This window comes from Frondihabitans australicus (genome assembly GCF_003634555.1).
GTDB lineage: Bacteria > Actinomycetota > Actinomycetes > Actinomycetales > Microbacteriaceae > Frondihabitans > Frondihabitans australicus.
Map to the genome: position 1 here is coordinate 2,588,661 of NZ_RBKS01000001.1, position 18,631 is coordinate 2,607,291.

The following is an 18,631-nucleotide window of genomic DNA, read 5'->3' on the forward strand; positions in this document are numbered from 1 at the left end:
CGAAATGCAGATCCTCAGTGTCTTCATCTCCGTCGTAGGCGGCCTCGCCGTCTCGTTCCTCATCTACCTGGGCCTCAACTTCATCGTCTCCAAGACGAACACGAGGTGGAACGCGCGGCTGCTGCCGTACGTGTTCCTCGGCCCGGTCCTGCTCCTCATCGCCGTCTTCCTCATCGTGCCGACGGTGCTCACCGTGTACCAGAGCCTGCTGAAGACCGACCAGTACGGTCTCCAGTCGTTCGGCGGTCTCACGAACTACGTCTCGCTCTTCACGACCGGTTCGTTCCTCCAGACGCTGCTCAACAACCTGCTCTGGATCATCGTCGTGCCGGCTCTGACGGTCATCGTCGGCCTGGCCGTCGCGACGCTCGCCGACCGCATGGGCCCGAAGCGCGAGAAGACGTTCAAGTCGATCATCTTCCTGCCGATGGCCATCAGCGCCATCGCGGCCTCGTCGATCTGGAAGTTCGTCTACTACTACAGCGCCCCGGGGCAGCCGCAGGTCGGCCTCCTCAACGGCATCTGGACCGGCCTGACGCACGCCCAGCCGGTGTCGTGGCTCCTGAACGACACGGCCCACCTCAACAGCTTCCTGCTCATGGTGGTCGTGATCTGGCTGAACGCCGGATACGCGATGGTGCTGCTGTCGGCCGCGATCAAGGCGGTGCCGGAAGAGACCATCGAGGCCGCCAGGATCGACGGAGCGAACGAGCGGCAGGCGTTCTTCCGCGTCATCGCGCCGCAGATCCGCACCACCATCGTCGCCGTCTTCATCACCGTGCTCATCACGGTCATGAAGCTCTTCGACATCGTCTTCGCGATGACGAACGGGCAGTTCAACACGAACGTGCTCGGCATGGAGTTCTACAACCAGTTCTTCTCGTTCAACAACCCCGGGAAGGCGTCCGCCGTGGTCGTCATCCTGATCCTCGCGGTCGTCCCGGTCATCGTGTACCAGGTCCGCACCTATCGTGAGCAGGAGGCTCTCCGATGACCGAGATCGTTCCCACCATCGCCAAGACGAAGGGCGCTGTCTCGACCAAGGCCGAGACCATCACCAAGACGACCGTCCCGAAGAAGCGGCCGACCCTCACGATCATCCTCGGCCTCGTGGCCGTGCTCTGGATGGTGCCGGCGATCGGCCTGTTCGTCACGAGCTTCCGCTCGACGACGGACGCGCAGACGACGGGCTGGTGGGTCGCGCTGCTCCACCCGTTCCAGGCCGCGTGGACGTTCTCCAACTACACCAACGCGTTCACGGGCGCCGGCGGAGCCGGGACGGGCACGAGCCTGGGCAGCGAGTTCCTGAACAGCATCGCCGTGGCGATCCCCGCCACGGTCCTGCCGATCATGTTCGCCGCGTTCGCCGCCTACGCGTTCACGTTCCTGGAGTTCAAGGGCAAGGAGTTCTTCTTCGCCGTGATCGTCGGCCTCCTCGTGGTCCCCGTGCAGATCGCGCTGATCCCGGTTCTTCAGGTCTACAAGGCGGTCACGGCCGCGACCGGCATCCAGATCACGGGCACGTACCCGGCGGCCTGGATCGTCCACTCGGCCTTCGCCCTGCCGCTGTGCATCTTCATCCTGCGCAACTACATGTCGACCCTGCCGAACGCCCTGATCGAAGCGGCCCGCGTCGACGGCGCGAGCCACTTCCAGATCTTCTGGCGGCTCGTCATGCCGATGTCGGTGCCGGCGCTCGCCTCGTTCGCGATCTTCCAGTTCCTCTGGGTGTGGAACGACTTCCTGGTCGCCTACATCTTCCTGGGCAACGGAGCGCCCGTGCTGCAACAGGGCCTGCTCAGCCTCCTGGGCCAGTACGGCCAGGGCTGGAACCTCGTGGCGGCCGGCGCGTTCATCGTGCTGGTGGTCCCGCTCATCGTGTTCCTGTCGCTCCAGCGCTTCTTCGTGCGCGGCCTCACGGCCGGCTCCGTGAAGTAGGTGGCGCAGCAGAACACCCTGCATCTCCGAGGCGGCGGCACCAGTGTGCTCGTCGACCGCACGACACCGGGCGTCCCGGCGATCGTGCACTGGGGCCCCGACCTCGGAGACCTGGCCGACGACGTCCTCGACGACATCGCCCGCGGCGTCCGCCCTCAGCGGGTCTCGGGCGGACTCGACGAGACGGGGCGACTGACCCTCCTCCCGCAGGAGGCGTTCGGCTGGCAGGGCACTCCCGCGCTCCTGGGCTCCAGGCTGTCGGGCGGCACGGCGGGGTCCGACTTCTCGTCGGCGCTCGTCATGACGGCTCTCGAGGCGACCGCGTCCGCTCTGCGGCTGACGGCTCAGGACCCCGCCACCCGGCTCCGCCTCGACCTGGAGGTCGACGTGACACCCACCGGCCTGGTCGCCGTTCGCGCCACCCTCACCAACGAGGGCGACGCCGACTACGAGGTGCAGGATCTGGGGCTCACCCTGCCCCTCCCCGCCTCGGCCCGCGAGGTCGCCGACACCACCGGGCGACACCTCCGCGAGCGACACCCGCAGCGCCACCCCCTCTCCGTCGGCCGGTACGTCCGCGAGTCCCGTCGCGGACGTCCCGGCTCCGACGCCACGCTCCTCCTGCTGGCCGGCGAACCCGGCTTCGGGTTCGAGCGCGGGCTCGTGCACGGCGTCCACCTCGCCTGGAGCGGCAACCACTCGCTGAGCGTCGAGCGGAGCCAGAACGCGCCGAGCGCCCTGCGTGCCGCCGAGCTGCTCGCGCCGGGTGAGGTCGTGCTGCGGCCCGGGGCGAGCTACTCGACTCCTGTGGCATTCGGATCCTGGGGCCGCGGCCTGAACGAGCTCTCGTCGCGCTTTCACGAGCACCTGCGCCGTCGGCCGCAGCACCCGAGCGCCGACCGGCCGGTGACCCTCAACACGTGGGAAGCCGTCTACTTCGAGCAGGATCTCGCGCACCTCACCCGGCTGGCCGACCTGGCCGCCCGCGTCGGCGTCGAGCGCTTCGTCCTCGACGACGGCTGGTTCTCGTCACGGCGCGACGACACGGCGGGCCTCGGCGACTGGACGGTGTCGCCGGAGGTCTGGCCGGACGGCCTGGCTCCGCTCGTCGACCACGTCACCGGGCTCGGCATGCAGTTCGGCCTCTGGGTGGAGCCCGAGATGGTGAACCCCGACTCCGACCTGGCCCGAGCCCACCCGGACTGGATCCTGCAGGCCCGAGGGGTCTGGCCCGCGAGCGCGCGGCAGCAGCAGGTGCTCGACCTCTCGAACGAGGAGGCGTTCGACCACATCCTGCGAGCGCTGGACGCCCTGCTGGGCGAGTACGCGATCTCGTACCTCAAGTGGGATCACAACCGCGATCTCGTCGAGGGCGGGTCGACCGTCACCGGGCGGAGCGCCGTGCACGAGAACACCCTCGCGGTGTACCGGCTCATGGACGAGCTGAAGCGCCGCCACCCCGGGCTCGAGATCGAGAGCTGCGCCTCGGGCGGCTCGCGCGTCGACCTCGGTGTCATCGAGCACACCGACCGGGTGTGGGCGAGCGACACGAACGACCCGCTGGAACGTCTCACGATCCAGAAGTACACGGGCCTGCTGCTGCCGCCCGAGCTGATCGGAGCCCACATCGGTGCACCGCACGCGCACACGACGGGACGGCACCACACGCTGCCGTTCCGCGCGGGCGTGGCGCTCTTCGGGCACCTCGGCGTCGAGTGGGACCTCGCGTCGGCGAGCGCCGACGAGCTCGGCGACCTGACGGCCTGGATCTCGCTCTACAGGGAGTGGCGCGACGACATCGCGACGGGCGCGCTCGTGCACGCGGACCTCGCCGACGACACGATGGACCTCCGGGGCGTCGTCGCGCGGGACGGCTCCCGTGCCCTCTTCGTCTACGCCCAGACGGCGTCCGCGCAGTCGCACCCCACCGGCCGCCTGACCTTCCCCGGTCTCGACGCGGCCGCGACCTACCGCGTCGAGCCGCTCGCGCACCCGGCGAGCGCCACGGGCGTCGGGCAGTCACCGCTCGGGTGGCGCGACGGCGTGGTCTCGACCGGCGCGGCGCTGCACGAGATCGGGCTGCAGGCTCCCGTGCTCCTGCCCGAGACGCTCGCTGTCATCACCGTGACCCGGGTCGGCGAGGCGACACCGTGACCGCCCTCCACCGCGCCACCGCCACCGACCGTCACCGCTTCGACGAGCGGGTGAGGGTGCAGGAGCCGCGCCTCGTCGACCTCCTCCACCGCCTGTACGGCGACGACCCCCGCCTGGCCGGGGTGCTGGAGTGCCTGCGCCGCGACATCGAGCACGCCTGGGAGACCCGCCCCCACGACCTCCGCATGCTCGACGATCGGCGCGACGTCGACCCGGCGTGGTTCCAGTCGAACCGGATGCTCGCCGGCGTCTGCTACGTCGACCGCTACGCCGGCACCTTCGCGCAGCTCGCCGAGCACATCCCGTACTTCCAGGAGCTCGGGCTCACGGTGCTGCACCTCATGCCGGTCTACGACTGCCCCGAGCCGAATTCCGACGGCGGCTACGCGGTGTCGAGCTACCGGCGCACGAAGGCGGCCCTCGGCACGATGAACGACCTGCAGCACCTCGCGGCGAAGCTACGCGCGGCCGGGATCTCGCTCACCCTCGACTTCGTCTTCAACCACACGTCGAACGAGCACGAGTGGGCGCGCCGAGCCCTCGCCGGCGAGCGCGAGTTCGTCGACTACTACTGGATCTCCGACGACCGCGAGCTGCCCGACGCGTTCGAGGCGACGACGCGAGAGATCTTCCCCGACGACCATCCGGGGTCCTTCACGCGGCTGCCGGACGGGCGCTGGATCTGGACGACGTTCCACACCTTCCAGTGGGACCTCAACTACGCGAACCCCGAGGTGTTCCGCGCGATGGCGGGCGAGATGCTGTTCCTCGCGAACCAGGGCGTCGAGATCCTGCGGATGGACGCCGTCGCCTTCATCTGGAAGCAGCTCGGCACGTCGTCCGAGAACCTGCCGCAGGCGCACCTCCTGCTACAGGCGTTCAACGCGGTGCTCAGGATGGCGGCCCCGGCGGTCCTCTTCCTCTCGGAGGCGATCGTCCACCCGGACGACGTGGTGAGCTACATCTCGCCCGAAGAGTGCGAGCTCAGCTACAACCCGCTGCAGATGGCGCTCGTCTGGTCGACGCTCGCGACCCGCGACGTCGGGCTCCTGTCGCAGGCGCTGGAGACGAGGCACGCGCTGCCGAAAGGGACCGCCTGGGTCGACTACATCCGCAGCCACGACGACATCGGCTGGACCTTCGCCGACGAGGACGCCCGCGCGCTCGGCATCGACCCCGAGGCGCACCGCCGATTCCTCAACCGCTTCTTCGTCGGCGACCACCCCGGCAGCTTCGCGCGCGGCGCGCCGTTCCAGACGAACCCGAAGACGGGCGACAGCCGGGTGGCGGGAGCGACCGCGTCGTTGGCGGGGCTCACGGCGGGCGACGACCGGGCGGTCCGCCGGATCCTGCTCGCGCAGTCCCTCAGCCTGTCGACCGGGGGCATCCCCCTGCTGTACCTGGGCGACGAGGTGGGGCAGCAGAACGACGACGGCTACCTCGACGACGAGGGCAAGCGCGGCGATGCCCGGTGGGCCGGGAGGCCGCCGTACCCGGCGGGGCTCTACGCGTCACGGCACGACCCCGCGACATCGGCGGGCGCGCTCTACGAGGGGCTGCGCGACCTCCTGCGGGTGCGGGCGACCCTGCCCGCGTTCAGCGGGGGCGACCTGATCCCGTTCCACACCCACGACCGGCACGTGCTCGGCTTCCAGCGGCCGGCCGGGAGCGGCGCGACGGTGCTCGTGCTGGCGAACTTCGGCGATCTCCCCGCCACGATCGACCCGCTGACCCTCTCGGGGCTGCCGCCGATCGCCGTCGACGCCGTCACCGAGGGGTTCGTCGATCTGCGCGAACCCCTGACGCTCGAGGCGCTGGGATTCGTCTGGCTGCTGGTCTAGCCTGACTCGCCATGACCTGGTCTCCGACGCCGCCGCCCCGCGCGACGAGACCCGGTGACGTCCCGCCGGCGCACGCCGCACCGTCGGCCACCGCCCCGTCGGTGCCGATCCGGCGGCGCAGGATCCGACTCGCCCTCGTGGCCCTCGCTCTCGTCGCCGCCCTCGCCCTCGCCTTCACCGCCGGCGGCCAATTCGAGCGGCAGACCTCCGCGCGCTCGGGAGCCGCGACGCTCACCGCCCGCGAGCGGGCCTCCGACATCGGCACGGCCCTCGACCGTCCGCGCCGCGCGGCAGACCTCCCGGTCGGATACCAGGCCGGCCCCGACCTGCCCTACCCCGGCGACTCGTACCGGCTGCTCTACGACGAGTCGCCCCACGCCGCCGCCGACGCCCCGCGCTGGCGGGTGTGGGTGGGCGAGGGCGTCGACGCCTCGCAGCTGTGCGTCGTCGCCGCCTACACCGAGGTGCAGGAGCTCGTGGACTGCTACCCGGCGGCCCAGCTCTACACCGGCACGTTCACCGTGGCGAGCCCCGTCGGCAGTGCCCCGCTCGCGATCAACGTCGTGTCCGGCGACGTGATCGTGAACGGTCACGCCGTCCGCCGGTGATAGCGTCGCGACCATGACCTCGACCTTCGTCATCGTCGGGTACGGTCCCGGCATCTCGCACGCGGTCGCCGAGCGCGCTGGCGCCGACGGCCACCGGCTCGCTCTGGTCGGCCGCACCGAGTCCCGTCTCGGGGAGGGCGTCGCGGCCCTCGCGCAGGCGGGCATCGACGCGGCCGCCTACCCCGCCGACGCCTCCGACCCCGCGTCGCTCGGCGAGGCGCTGGCCCGCATCACCGCCGACGCCGAGAGCGTCGCCGGCGTGCTGTGGACGGCGTTCCGGGGTGGGAACGTCACCGACGTGCTGGCTGCCGATCCTGCGACCCTCGGCGACGTGTTCGGCGTGGGGGTGCGCGGGCTGCTCACGACCGTGCAGGCTCTGCGCGAGCCCCTCGTCGCGAGCGGAGGCGTGGTGCTCGTCGCCAACGGCGCGCTCGGCGAGGCGAGCGAGCAGATGGACGCGGTCTCGCAGATGCTGGGCGCCGACGGCACCGCCCTCGAGTGCGCGGCGAAGTCGAAGCTCGTGGGCCTTCTCGCCGAGCGTCTGCGAGGCGACGGCGTCTACGTGGGGCAGATCACGGTCGCAGGATCAGTGAGCGGCACGGCGACGGCGTCTCCGACCGCGATCTCCGCCGCCTCCATCGCGGAGCAGTTCTGGTCGATGGCGTCCGAGCGCTCCGAGACCCGCACCCGCATCGCCGAGTAGCCCGTCACCCGAGCAGCGCGAACGCCTCGTCCGCCCAGCCCACGCGATGGGCGAGCGCCAGGCCCCGCTGCCGGAAGAGATGCTCGGGCTCGGCCGGGCGGTGATAGGCCGAGTGGTTCGCGCCGCCCGCCGCACCGAGCAGGAGCGGAAGCAGCCAGATGTACTTCACGCACGACGCGACGAGGCCGAGCCGGGCGTCGCGCTCGCTGCCCGTCCAGCCCGCCTCGCGGAGGCCTCCGAGGTAGGCGGGCCAGCAGGCGGCCTCGAGCTCGGCGAGCCGTTCGGCCGGCCAGAAGAGGTCGAAGACCGCGTCGGGGAGGTAGTTGCCGAGGTCCTCTCCGACGGCCCCGTCGCCGGCGAACGCCCAGTCGACGAGCACGACCTCGCCCGACGGCCGCCGGATCACGTTGGCCACCCAGGCGTCGAGGTGGCACAGGGTCCGCGGTAGGCGCTCCATCACGGCGAAGAGGTCGTCCTGCCGCTGCAGGAGCCGCTGCCAGCCGTCACGCAGACCGCTCGGCCAGGTGTCGCGGATCAGCGGCTGATCCCAGGCCGCGTCGTCGTCGACAAGTGTGTAGTCGGCAGGCCGGCTCGTCGCGTAGGCGCGGAGGAACCCGCGCGAGGCCCACTCCGGCATCGGCTCGAGGGGTCGGGCCGGCCAACGGCCGAGACCGCTCGCGACGGCGACGTGGTCGTCGAGCGAGAAGTCGGGGCCGGCTGTGCCGTCGACGTCCTCGAGCCGCAGGTCGATCGTGTCGCCGTGCCGGACGACGTCGGCGCCCGGGAGCCCGAGACCCGTTCCGCGCAGCGATGCGCTAAATCGGGTGTCGCCGTAGACGTCCGCCTCGCGGATCCAGGAGTTCCAGTCGCTCGGCTCGGCGGACGACCGCCAGTGGGCGAGCGACTCGGTCACGGTGCCCGCCCGGCGCAGCCGCTTGACGACCCGCGTGGTGCCATCGGTGGCGCGGACGCGCTCGACGGTGGCGGTCGTGGCGTTGTTCGGGTTGAAGCGCAGGGTCTCGACGGTCTCGACAGTCTCGTCGCTCATGACCGGAGCCAGTCGAGGAGGGAGCGCTCGACGAGGGCCGCCAGCCGGGCGTAGCCGGCGGCGTCCGGGTGGAAGCCGTCGCCGTCGCGAGTCTCTCCTCGCCAGACCTCGTCGGCCGCCGTCGCGGCGTAGACGCCGACGAAGGGCACGCCACGCTCGTCGCACCGGCGTGCGAACGCGCGGCTCAGCTCGTCGATCCGCTCGTTCTGCTCATCGTCGTCGACGGCCGGCGGCCCGACGACCAGCAGTCCGGCAGGCGCGATCGCGGCGATGATCCCCTCGAGCGCGATCAGCGATTCGTCGAGACTCGCGCGCCGCAGGCCGTCGACCTCGACGGTGTCGTTCACTCCGACGGAGAGCACGACTCGGGCGTCGGTGGCAGCTGCGAGTCGCGGCTCGATCTCGCGCAGGATCCGATCGCCGACCATGGCGGTCGTGTCCCCGCGCACGCCCAGGTTGTACGTGGTGAACGGAATGCCTGCGGCTGTCGCTGCGTCTCCGATGCGCCCGACCCACCCCAGTCCGCTGGAGTCCCCCACGCCCACCACGAGCGAGTCCCCCACGAAGCAGCAGCGAGTGTCCTTCATCGACTCACCGTACTGTGCCCTCCCCCTCTGGCGAGCGCAGCGATGCCCCCACCTCGGGCGAGCGCAGCGATGCCCGGCGACGAGCGAAGCGATGTCGCACCCCTCCCGAGTAACAGCAGCGGCGGGTGAAAGTGTCACCGGAGAAGATTCGCCGCACGCCCGCGGAGCGGGCTAAACCAGCACGAACAGCCATTGAAGTCGAGTCGCGAAGCGACTCGACAGAGATCACCCAAATGGCTGGGGTACCTGGACTCGAACCAAGAACAACTGAACCAGAATCAGCCGTGTTGCCAATTACACCATACCCCAAAGATATATCGCTGAAGGCGTGAGCCGGGGCGCTACATCAGTGTCGGCCCGGAAACCGAACCGAGAAACTACTGTACAGCATCGGCGAGGTCGCGAATGCCGCCCACCAGGTCGCGGTTGATGGTGGCGGCGGTTCGCGCGCCGGATCCTGCGGCCACGATGAGCTGCTGAGGGCCGGGCGCCGCCGACTCGCCGGCGACGTAGAGCCCCGCTATGGTCGTGCGACCGTGGCCGTCGTCGACGAGCAGGCCGTCTGCGTCGACGTCGGGATCGAGGTCGTCGAGGTAGTGGAGCTCGCTGGACCAGCCGGGGCGCACGAAGCCGCCGACGCGGTCGACGACGTCGCCGTCGGTCATCCTGATGCCGGTCACTCCGTCGCGGTCGCCGACGATGCCGGAGATGGTTCGCCGATCGACGGCGATGCCGCGAGCGTCGAGGGCGTCCTCTTCGACCATGGTGACGACGTCGGCGCCGTTCGTGAACACGACGAGATCGTCGCTCCACTGCGACAGGAGCAGCGCGCGCTCGGCGAGGTCGGGGAACTCGCCGATCACGGCGAGGGCCTGGTCGCGCTTGTCGTAGCCGTCGCACTCGATGCAGCTGTGGAAGGAGGTCCCGTAGAACGCCCGGAGGTTGTCGATCACGGGCAGCGTCTCGGTCAGACCCGTGGCGACCAGGACGGTGCGAGCCGTGGCCTCGCTGGCCTTGCCGCGCATCTCGCAGGCGATGTGGAAGCCGCCGTCGACGCGGGAGATGCGCTGCGCCAGCGTCATTCGGTGCTCGGCGCCCTCGTACGCGAGGAACTCGTCGCGGCCGAGCTTCCGTAGCTCCAGCGGCGAGATGCCGTCGCGAGTGAGGAATCCGTGCGCCACGAGCGTCGCCGAGTTGCGCGGGCGGTTGCTGTCGATCAGCAGGACCCGACGGCGCGCTCGCACGAGGTTCAGCGCAGCGCTGAGGCCGGCGGGCCCGCCGCCGACGACGGCGACGTCGTAGACAGCGGCGGCGTCGCTCACGCCCGCGCTGCCAGCTTCTCGAGCCGAGCCATTGTCGAGTCTCGGCCCAGGATCTCCATCGACTCGAACAGCGGCGGGCTCACTCGGCGGCCCGACACGGCCACTCGCAGCGGTCCGAACGCGAGCCGGGGCTTGAGCCCGAGACCGTCGACGAGTGCTGCGCGGAGGTACTCCTCGAGCGTGGCGTGAGACCACTCCTCCACCTGCGCGAGCGCGTCGATCGACGCACGCAGCACCTCGCCCGACGTGTCGCCGAGCGTGGCGAGGGCGTCGTCGTCGTAGACGAGGTCGTCATCGCCGGTGAACAGGAAGCCCAGCATGCCGGGCGCCTCGCCGAGCAGCTGCATGCGCTCCTGCACCAGTGGCGCCGCGGCATCGAGCACGGACTGCTGGGCGGCCGTCGGCGGGTTCTCGACCAGCCCCCCGAGATACGGCACGAGCCGAGCGCTGAAATCAGCCGGCAGGAGCCGACGGATGTGGTCGCCGTTGATCGACTCAGCCTTCTTCTCATCGAAGCGCGCCGGGTTGGGGTTGACATCGCTCACGTCGAACGCCGCTGTCATCTCGTCCATCGAGAACACGTCGCGGTCGTGGCTCAGCGACCAGCCGAGCAGCGCCAGGTAGTTGCCGAGACCCTCGGGCAGCATTCCGTGCTCGCGGTGGAGGAAGAGGTTCGACTCGGGGTCGCGCTTCGACAGCTTCTTGTTCTTGTCGCCCATGACGTAGGGCAGGTGACCGAAGCGCGGGATGTGCGTCGCGATGCCGATCTCGACCAGCGCCTCGTACAGGGCGATCTGTCGGGGCGTGGAGGACAGGATGTCCTCCCCCCGCAGCACGTGCGTGATGCCCATGATCGCGTCATCGACCGGGTTGACGAACGTGTACAGCGGGATGCCGTTGGGGCGCACGACGACGAAGTCGGTGAAGGAGCCCTCGGGGAACGTGATGGGGCCGCGCACGAGGTCGTCGAAGCTCAGGTCGCGGTCCGGGACGCGGAGGCGAAGAGCCGGGAGACGGCCCTCGGCGCGGAAGGCGTCCCGCTGCTCCTGCGACAGCTCGCGCTCGAAGTTGTCGTAGCCCTGCTTCGCGTCGCGACCGTTCGCGACGTTGCGGGCCTCCATCTCCTCCGGGGTGACGAACGACTCGTATAGGAGCCCGCGCTCCTTCAGCTGCTCGATCACGCCCTGGTAGATGTCGTGTCGCTGCGACTGGCGGTACGGAGCGTGCGGCCCGCCGACCTCGACGCCTTCGTCCCAGTCGAGGTTCATCCAGCGCAGAGCCTCGATGATCTGCTCGTAGCTCTCCTCGCTGTCGCGGGCGGCATCGGTGTCTTCGATGCGGAAGATCAGCTTGCCGCCGGTGTGGCGCGCGTAGGCCCAGTTGAACAGGGCCGTGCGGATCAGGCCGACGTGAGGCGTGCCGGTGGGCGACGGACAGAAGCGAACGCGCACATCGGCGCCGGTCGCTGTGGTGAATGAGGCTGACATCGACGTCGATCCTACCGGTCGAACGTGCCGCTGACCTGGGCCTTAAACGCAGAAAAGCCACCCCGTGAGGGGTGGCTTTCCTGGTGTTGCGAAGTTGAGTCCGGCGGTGTCCTACTCTCCCACAAGGTCCCCCTTGCAGTACCATCGGCGCTGAGAGTCTTAGCTTCCGGGTTCGGAATGTGTCCGGGCGTTTCCCTCTCGCTATGGCCGCCGAAACACTAGGTCAAGCTGTACACACGGTGCCCATCAGTGATGGGGTGTGCCGGCTTGAAGATCATGTTTCAACCAAAGCTGGTTGTTCAATTATGTGTTTCCACGGTCCAGCAGGTGTGCTGGTCGACCGTTTTTTGGGAACCACAGAGTGGACGCGAGCATTCACTGCCACCCTTCATCCACACGATCGTGTGGGGGTGGTGTGTTGTCAAGTTGTCGGCTTATTAGTACCGGTCAGCTCCACGAGTCGTTAGTCCTCGCTTCCACATCCGGCCTATCAACCCAGTAGTCTAGCTGGGAGCCTCTCCCCCCGAAGGGGATGGAAATCTCATCTCGAAGCCGGCTTCCCGCTTAGATGCTTTCAGCGGTTATCCGTTCCGAACGTAGCTAATCAGCGGTGCTCTTGGCAGAACAACTGACACACCAGAGGTTCGTCCATCCCGGTCCTCTCGTACTAGGGATAGATCTTCTCAAATTTCCTACGCGCGCAGCGGATAGGGACCGAACTGTCTCACGACGTTCTAAACCCAGCTCGCGTACCGCTTTAATGGGCGAACAGCCCAACCCTTGGGACCTACTCCAGCCCCAGGATGCGACGAGCCGACATCGAGGTGCCAAACCATGCCGTCGATATGGACTCTTGGGCAAGATCAGCCTGTTATCCCCGAGGTACCTTTTATCCGTTGAGCGACAGCGCTTCCACAAGCCACTGCCGGATCACTAGTCCCGACTTTCGTCCCTGCTCGACTTGTCAGTCTCACAGTCAAGCTCCCTTGTGCACTTACACTCGACACCTGATTGCCAACCAGGTTGAGGGAACCTTTGGGCGCCTCCGTTACTTTTTGGGAGGCAACCGCCCCAGTTAAACTACCCACCAGGCACTGTCCCTGAACCGGATCACGGTTCGAAGTTAGATATCCAGAGTGACCAGAGTGGTATTTCAACAATGACTCCACCCGAACTAGCGTCCGAGCTTCACCGTCTCCCACCTATCCTACACAAGCCACACCGAACACCAATACCAAGCTGTAGTAAAGGTCACGGGGTCTTTCCGTCCTGCTGCGCGTAACGAGCATCTTTACTCGTAGTGCAATTTCGCCGAGTTCGCGGTTGAGACAGCTGGGAAGTCGTTACGCCATTCGTGCAGGTCGGAACTTACCCGACAAGGAATTTCGCTACCTTAGGATGGTTATAGTTACCACCGCCGTTTACTGGGGCTTAAATTCTGAGCTTCGCTTGCGCTAACCCTTCCTCTTAACCTTCCAGCACCGGGCAGGCGTCAGTCCGTATACATCGTCTTGCGACTTGGCACGGACCTGTGTTTTTAGTAAACAGTCGCTTCCCACTGGTCTCTGCGGCCTTTCCCGCTCCCGGAGTAAATCCGTTCACGAGTCCGGCCCCCCTTCTCCCGAAGTTACGGGGGCATTTTGCCGAGTTCCTTAACCACGATTCTCTCGATCTCCTCGGTATTCTCTACCTGACCACCTGAGTCGGTTTGGGGTACGGGCAGCTAGAACCTCGCGTCGATGCTTTTCTCGGCAACATAGGATCACTGAATTCCCCCGATCGGGGTACGCATCGGATCTCAGGCGCGTTGACGACGGATTTGCCTATCGTCAGCCCTACATCCTTACACCAGGTTCACCTTACGGATACCATCGCCTGGCTCAGCTACCTTCCTGCGTCACACCTGTTAATACGCTAGCCGCACCAGCATGGGGTCGAGCGTTAGACCGGCCGGCATCACCCCGAAGGGATCCACTCAGCCGGGTTAGGACTCTTAGCACCACTGGATTGACTGGGGCGGTTCTTCGCCGGTACGGGAATATCAACCCGTTGTCCATCGACTACGCCTGTCGGCCTCGCCTTAGGTCCCGACTTACCCAGGGCGGATTAGCCTGGCCCTGGAACCCTTGGTCTTCCGGAGGACGGGTTTCTCACCCGTCTTTCGCTACTCATGCCTGCATTCTCACTCGTGTGGCATCCACGGCTGGATTCCTCCGCCGCTTCACTCGCCACACGACGCTCTCCTACCAATCCGTACGACTGAACCACGAAGGCTTATCAAAAAGTACGAATTCTACAACTTCGGTGGTGTGCTTGAGCCCCGTTACATTGTCGGCGCGGAATCACTTGACCAGTGAGCTATTACGCACTCTTTCAAGGGTGGCTGCTTCTAAGCCAACCTCCTGGTTGTCTATGCAACTCCACATCCTTTCCCACTTAGCACACGCTTAGGGACCTTAGTTGGTAGTCTGGGTTGTTTCCCTCTCGACGATGAAGCTTATCCCCCACCGTCTCACTGCTGCGCTCTCACTTACCGGCATTCGGAGTTTGGCTGACGTCAGTAAGCTTTTGGGCCCCATCGGCCATCCAGTAGCTCTACCTCCGGCAAGAAACACGCAACGCTGCACCTAAATGCATTTCGGAGAGAACCAGCTATCACGAAGTTTGATTGGCCTTTCACCCCTATCCACAGCTCATCCCCTCCATTTTCAACTGAAGTGGGTTCGGTCCTCCACGACGTCTTACCGTCGCTTCAACCTGGCCATGGATAGATCACTTCGCTTCGGGTCTAGGACATGCGACTTAATCGCCCTATTCAGACTCGCTTTCGCTACGGCTACCCCACACGGGTTAACCTCGCCACATATCGCTAACTCGCAGGCTCATTCTTCAAAAGGCACGCTGTCACCCCTACTAAGGAGGCTCCAACGGTTTGTAAGCAAACGGTTTCAGGTACTATTTCACTCCCCTCCCGGGGTACTTTTCACCTTTCCCTCACGGTACTTGTCCGCTATCGGTCATCTGGGAGTATTTAGGCTTATCAGGTGGTCCTGACAGATTCACACGGGATTTCTCGGGCCCCGTGCTACTTGGGATACCCATCCAGCCAACACACGCATTTCGGCTACGGGGCTCGCACCCACTATGGCCCGGCTTTCAATCCGGTTCGCCTATACGCTGCTGTCACTGTTCCAGTCCGGCAGAACTGAACGATGAGTCCCACAACCCCGACCATGCAACGACCGCCGTCTATCACACATGACCGGTTTAGCCTCATCCGCTTTCGCTCGCCACTACTCACGGAATCACTGTTGTTTTCTCTTCCTGTGGGTACTGAGATGTTTCACTTCCCCACGTTCCCTCTACCCGCCCTATATATTCAGGCGGGAGTCACCAGGTCGGCACGCCGCCTGGCGGGGTTTCCCCATTCGGACACCCTCGGATCACAGCTCGATTATCAGCTCCCCGAGGCTTATCGCAGATTTCTACGTCCTTCTTCGGCTCCAGATGCCAAGGCATCCACCGTTTGCTCTTAGAAACTTGACCACAAAGACACGACCGCAACCCGAAGGCCGCGATCGATAAATCAGTGTTATCTCGTATCAACACCCCAAAGGGTGTCAACTAAGAAATTGCACTAATGCACCTGTTCAGACCTCACGCTAGAGCGCGTGTCGTCAACAAGCACATTAGATGCTCGCGTCCACTATGTAGTTCTCAAAAAACGGGCGAACCCAAGATCCACCAGCACTAAAGCCGGCTTCTCAAGGTCCGTCGAGGAAAAAACCACCACCACTCGCAAACGAGCAGCAACCGGCTTGGTCCCTCAGGACCCAACAACGTGCACACCCCCAACCAGCCACCAGGACCCGTTCCCAACTCCCGAAGAAGCCGTACTGAGACCCCGATCTCGACCAGAGGTACTTGTCAAACGTTCCACCCATGAGCGCCACCCGACCACATTCGGGCCGGCGTGACTTGACCAGTCACTCCCCGTGTAAACAGCGGGGCTGGTGCATGCTCCTTAGAAAGGAGGTGATCCAGCCGCACCTTCCGGTACGGCTACCTTGTTACGACTTAGTCCTAATCACCGATCCCACCTTCGACGGCTCCCTCCACAAGGGTTGGGCCACCGGCTTCGGGTGTTACCGACTTTCATGACTTGACGGGCGGTGTGTACAAGGCCCGGGAACGTATTCACCGCAGCGTTGCTGATCTGCGATTACTAGCGACTCCGACTTCATGAGGTCGAGTTGCAGACCTCAATCCGAACTGAGACCGACTTTTTGGGATTCGCTCCACCTTACGGTATCGCAGCCCTTTGTATCGGCCATTGTAGCATGCGTGAAGCCCAAGACATAAGGGGCATGATGATTTGACGTCATCCCCACCTTCCTCCGAGTTGACCCCGGCAGTCTCCTATGAGTTCCCACCATAACGTGCTGGCAACATAGAACGAGGGTTGCGCTCGTTGCGGGACTTAACCCAACATCTCACGACACGAGCTGACGACAACCATGCACCACCTGTATACCGACCTTGCGGGGCGACCATCTCTGGACGTTTCCGGTATATGTCAAGCCTTGGTAAGGTTCTTCGCGTTGCATCGAATTAATCCGCATGCTCCGCCGCTTGTGCGGGCCCCCGTCAATTCCTTTGAGTTTTAGCCTTGCGGCCGTACTCCCCAGGCGGGGAACTTAATGCGTTAGCTGCGACACAGAAACCGTGGAATGGCCCCTACATCTAGTTCCCAACGTTTACGGCATGGACTACCAGGGTATCTAATCCTGTTCGCTCCCCATGCTTTCGCTCCTCAGCGTCAGTTACGGCCCAGAGATCTGCCTTCGCCATCGGTGTTCCTCCTGATATCTGCGCATTCCACCGCTACACCAGGAATTCCAATCTCCCCTACCGCACTCTAGTCTGCCCGTACCCACTGCAGGCTGGGGGTTGAGCCCCCAGATTTCACAGCAGACGCGACAAACCGCCTACGAGCTCTTTACGCCCAATAATTCCGGACAACGCTTGCACCCTACGTATTACCGCGGCTGCTGGCACGTAGTTAGCCGGTGCTTTTTCTGCAGGTACCGTCACTTTCGCTTCTTCCCTACTAAAAGAGGTTTACAACCCGAAGGCCGTCGTCCCTCACGCGGCGTTGCTGCATCAGGCTTGCGCCCATTGTGCAATATTCCCCACTGCTGCCTCCCGTAGGAGTCTGGGCCGTGTCTCAGTCCCAGTGTGGCCGGTCACCCTCTCAGGCCGGCTACCCGTCGTCGGCTTGGTGAGCCATTACCTCACCAACAACCTGATAGGCCGCGAGTCCATCCTTGACCAAAAAATCTTTCCACCCCCAGACCATGCGGCCAGGAGTCCTATCCGGTATTAGACGTCGTTTCCAACGCTTATCCCAGAGTCAAGGGCAGGTTACTCACGTGTTACTCACCCGTTCGCCACTAATCCCACCAGCAAGCTGGTGTTCATCGTTCGACTTGCATGTGTTAAGCACGCCGCCAGCGTTCGTCCTGAGCCAGGATCAAACTCTCCGTAAAAGAAAAACACAGAACGCATCGGAATAGACACGAACTGCAAGTTTGATGCTGACCAAACGACAACAATCTGACGATTAAGTTGTCCATTCAATCTCAAAGAAACCGTACATCCCAAAGGTCTGACCACCTGCGGTGGCCACCCCTCCGAAACGACGAGTTATTTGGCATTTGACAATGTGCACGCTGTTGAGTTCTCAAGGACCAAACACACCCCGGCTCGGCGCTATCTTGTAGCGTTTCGCCGGAGGCAACTTTGATACCGTAGCCACCTCGGCGGGCCGTGTCAATTTCGGTCAGAGACCGGAACTCACTCGACTTCGGCGACCTTCGAGAGGTGCCGCGTGTGGACGATGTCCACGAGGTGACGGACTTGCAATCCTAACCGCATTCCGCTCGACCTACAAGAGGGAGTCGGAGGGAGGATGTCCCCGCTTGAGGCCGGCCGCTTCAGAAGCTTTCCGAACCTTTGGGGTGACAAGAGAAAACAATACGTGTCGATCGGGCTTCTGCCAAATCAAGGGCGAATCCCGGGCGTGTCGCTCTACACGTGTTGCTTTGCGCCTGCTCCTGCGACCGTCAGTCGCGGTTGCGAACGGGGTTGATGAGCGACCCCAGCCCGTCGATCGAGATCTCGACGGTCTGACCCGCGGTGAACGGGCCGACGCCGGCCGGGGTGCCGGTGAGGATGATGTCGCCGGGCAGGAGGGTGAAGATCTGGCTGACGTACGCGACGAGGTCGGGGATCTTGTGGATCATGTGCTGCGTCGTCTCGCGCTGGAGCAGCTCGCCGTCGACGCGCGACTGGATGGTGACGTCGGTCCAGTCCAGCTCGGTCTCGATGTACGGGCCGATCGGGCAGAACGTGTCGTAGCTCTTGGCGCGGGTCCACTGCCCGTCGCTCTGCTGCACGGTGCGGGCGGTGACGTCGTTCGCGATCGTGTAGCCGAAGACGACGTCGGCGTAGTCCTCGGGCCTCACCTTCTTCGCGATGCTGCCGATGACGATGGCGAGCTCGCCCTCCAGGTCGACCTGGCCCTCGACCGGCGGGAGCTGGATCGCGTCGCCCGGGCCGATGACGGTCGTGTTCGGCTTGAGGAAGACCACCGGGAACTCCGGAGCCTCCTGCCCCATCTCGTCGGCGTGGTCGTAGTAGTTGAGGCCGATGCCGACCACCTTCGACCGCGGGATCACGGGCGCCAGGATCTTCACGCCGCTCATCGGGACGCGCTCGCCCGTGGTCTCGTACCCGGCGTACATGGGATCGCCGGCGAGGACGACGAGGTCGTCTCCGTCGACGACGCCGAAGCGGGGGTCTTCGTCAGGGCTGGCAAAACGCGCGATCTTCACCCGTCGAGCCTATCCGCCGCGCTCGGCCGCCGTCGGTGCCGGGTGCG

General features: G+C 65.4%; 11 protein-coding genes, 1 tRNA gene and 3 rRNA genes. 6 read left to right on the top strand and 9 right to left on the bottom strand.

Annotated features, from left to right (window positions below; genetic code table 11):
* Positions 1 to 4 precede the first annotated feature (4 nt).
* From C8E83_RS12165 to C8E83_RS12190, 6 genes are read left to right on the top strand one after another with little or no spacing between them, the layout of a single operon-like run.
* Positions 5 to 994 carry a carbohydrate ABC transporter permease gene (locus C8E83_RS12165; RefSeq protein ID WP_121370139.1) on the top strand — a complete coding sequence of 330 codons (990 nt, stop codon included), beginning with the start codon at positions 5 to 7 and terminating at the stop codon, positions 992 to 994.
* Positions 991 to 1,938, top strand: coding sequence for a carbohydrate ABC transporter permease (locus C8E83_RS12170; RefSeq protein ID WP_121370140.1), 948 nt, complete (start codon positions 991 to 993; stop codon positions 1,936 to 1,938). The genes C8E83_RS12165 and C8E83_RS12170 overlap by 4 nt, the downstream gene beginning before the upstream one ends.
* Positions 1,939 to 4,092 carry an alpha-galactosidase gene (locus C8E83_RS12175; RefSeq protein ID WP_121370141.1) on the top strand — a complete coding sequence of 718 codons (2,154 nt, stop codon included), beginning with the start codon at positions 1,939 to 1,941 and terminating at the stop codon, positions 4,090 to 4,092.
* Positions 4,089 to 5,933, top strand: coding sequence for an alpha-amylase family protein (locus C8E83_RS12180; RefSeq protein ID WP_245981650.1), 1,845 nt, complete (start codon positions 4,089 to 4,091; stop codon positions 5,931 to 5,933). The genes C8E83_RS12175 and C8E83_RS12180 overlap by 4 nt, the downstream gene beginning before the upstream one ends.
* Before the next feature lie 11 nt (positions 5,934 to 5,944).
* The gene (locus C8E83_RS12185) at positions 5,945 to 6,541 is read left to right on the top strand and encodes a hypothetical protein (protein ID WP_121370142.1); all 597 of its coding nucleotides are present in this window, start codon (positions 5,945 to 5,947) and stop codon (positions 6,539 to 6,541) included.
* 13 nt (positions 6,542 to 6,554) lie between these two features.
* The gene (locus C8E83_RS12190) at positions 6,555 to 7,244 is read left to right on the top strand and encodes an SDR family NAD(P)-dependent oxidoreductase (protein ID WP_121370143.1); all 690 of its coding nucleotides are present in this window, start codon (positions 6,555 to 6,557) and stop codon (positions 7,242 to 7,244) included.
* Positions 7,245 to 7,248: 4 nt separating this feature from the next.
* Here C8E83_RS12190 and C8E83_RS12195 read toward each other — a convergent pair whose 3' ends face one another.
* The 9 genes from C8E83_RS12195 to C8E83_RS12235 form a co-directional block, all read right to left on the bottom strand.
* Complete coding sequence (locus tag C8E83_RS12195; protein ID WP_121370144.1) at positions 7,249 to 8,292, bottom strand: phosphotransferase family protein; 1,044 nt, start codon at positions 8,290 to 8,292, stop codon at positions 7,249 to 7,251.
* Positions 8,289 to 8,879: a GDSL-type esterase/lipase family protein gene (locus tag C8E83_RS12200; protein WP_121370145.1), complete on the bottom strand. Its 591-nt coding sequence runs from the start codon at positions 8,877 to 8,879 to the stop codon at positions 8,289 to 8,291. The genes C8E83_RS12195 and C8E83_RS12200 overlap by 4 nt, the downstream gene beginning before the upstream one ends.
* Before the next feature lie 234 nt (positions 8,880 to 9,113).
* A tRNA-Gln gene (locus tag C8E83_RS12205) sits at positions 9,114 to 9,188 on the bottom strand.
* Positions 9,189 to 9,256: 68 nt separating this feature from the next.
* Positions 9,257 to 10,201 (bottom strand): NAD(P)/FAD-dependent oxidoreductase, encoded by a 945-nt coding sequence (locus C8E83_RS12210; protein WP_121370146.1) that lies wholly within the window; start codon positions 10,199 to 10,201, stop codon positions 9,257 to 9,259.
* Positions 10,198 to 11,688 carry a glutamate--tRNA ligase gene (gene gltX, locus C8E83_RS12215; RefSeq protein ID WP_121370147.1) on the bottom strand — a complete coding sequence of 497 codons (1,491 nt, stop codon included), beginning with the start codon at positions 11,686 to 11,688 and terminating at the stop codon, positions 10,198 to 10,200. The genes C8E83_RS12210 and gltX overlap by 4 nt, the downstream gene beginning before the upstream one ends.
* 98 nt (positions 11,689 to 11,786) lie before the next feature.
* Positions 11,787 to 11,903: ribosomal RNA gene (rrf, locus tag C8E83_RS12220) — 5S ribosomal RNA — on the bottom strand.
* 202 nt (positions 11,904 to 12,105) lie between these two features.
* A 23S ribosomal RNA gene (locus C8E83_RS12225) occupies positions 12,106 to 15,234 on the bottom strand.
* Positions 15,235 to 15,716: 482 nt separating this feature from the next.
* A 16S ribosomal RNA gene (locus C8E83_RS12230) occupies positions 15,717 to 17,237 on the bottom strand.
* The 16S, 23S and 5S rRNA genes sit together here, the layout of an rRNA operon.
* 576 nt (positions 17,238 to 17,813) lie before the next feature.
* Positions 17,814 to 18,584 carry a fumarylacetoacetate hydrolase family protein gene (locus tag C8E83_RS12235; protein WP_121370148.1) on the bottom strand — a complete coding sequence of 257 codons (771 nt, stop codon included), beginning with the start codon at positions 18,582 to 18,584 and terminating at the stop codon, positions 17,814 to 17,816.
* Positions 18,585 to 18,631: the final 47 nt, after the last annotated feature.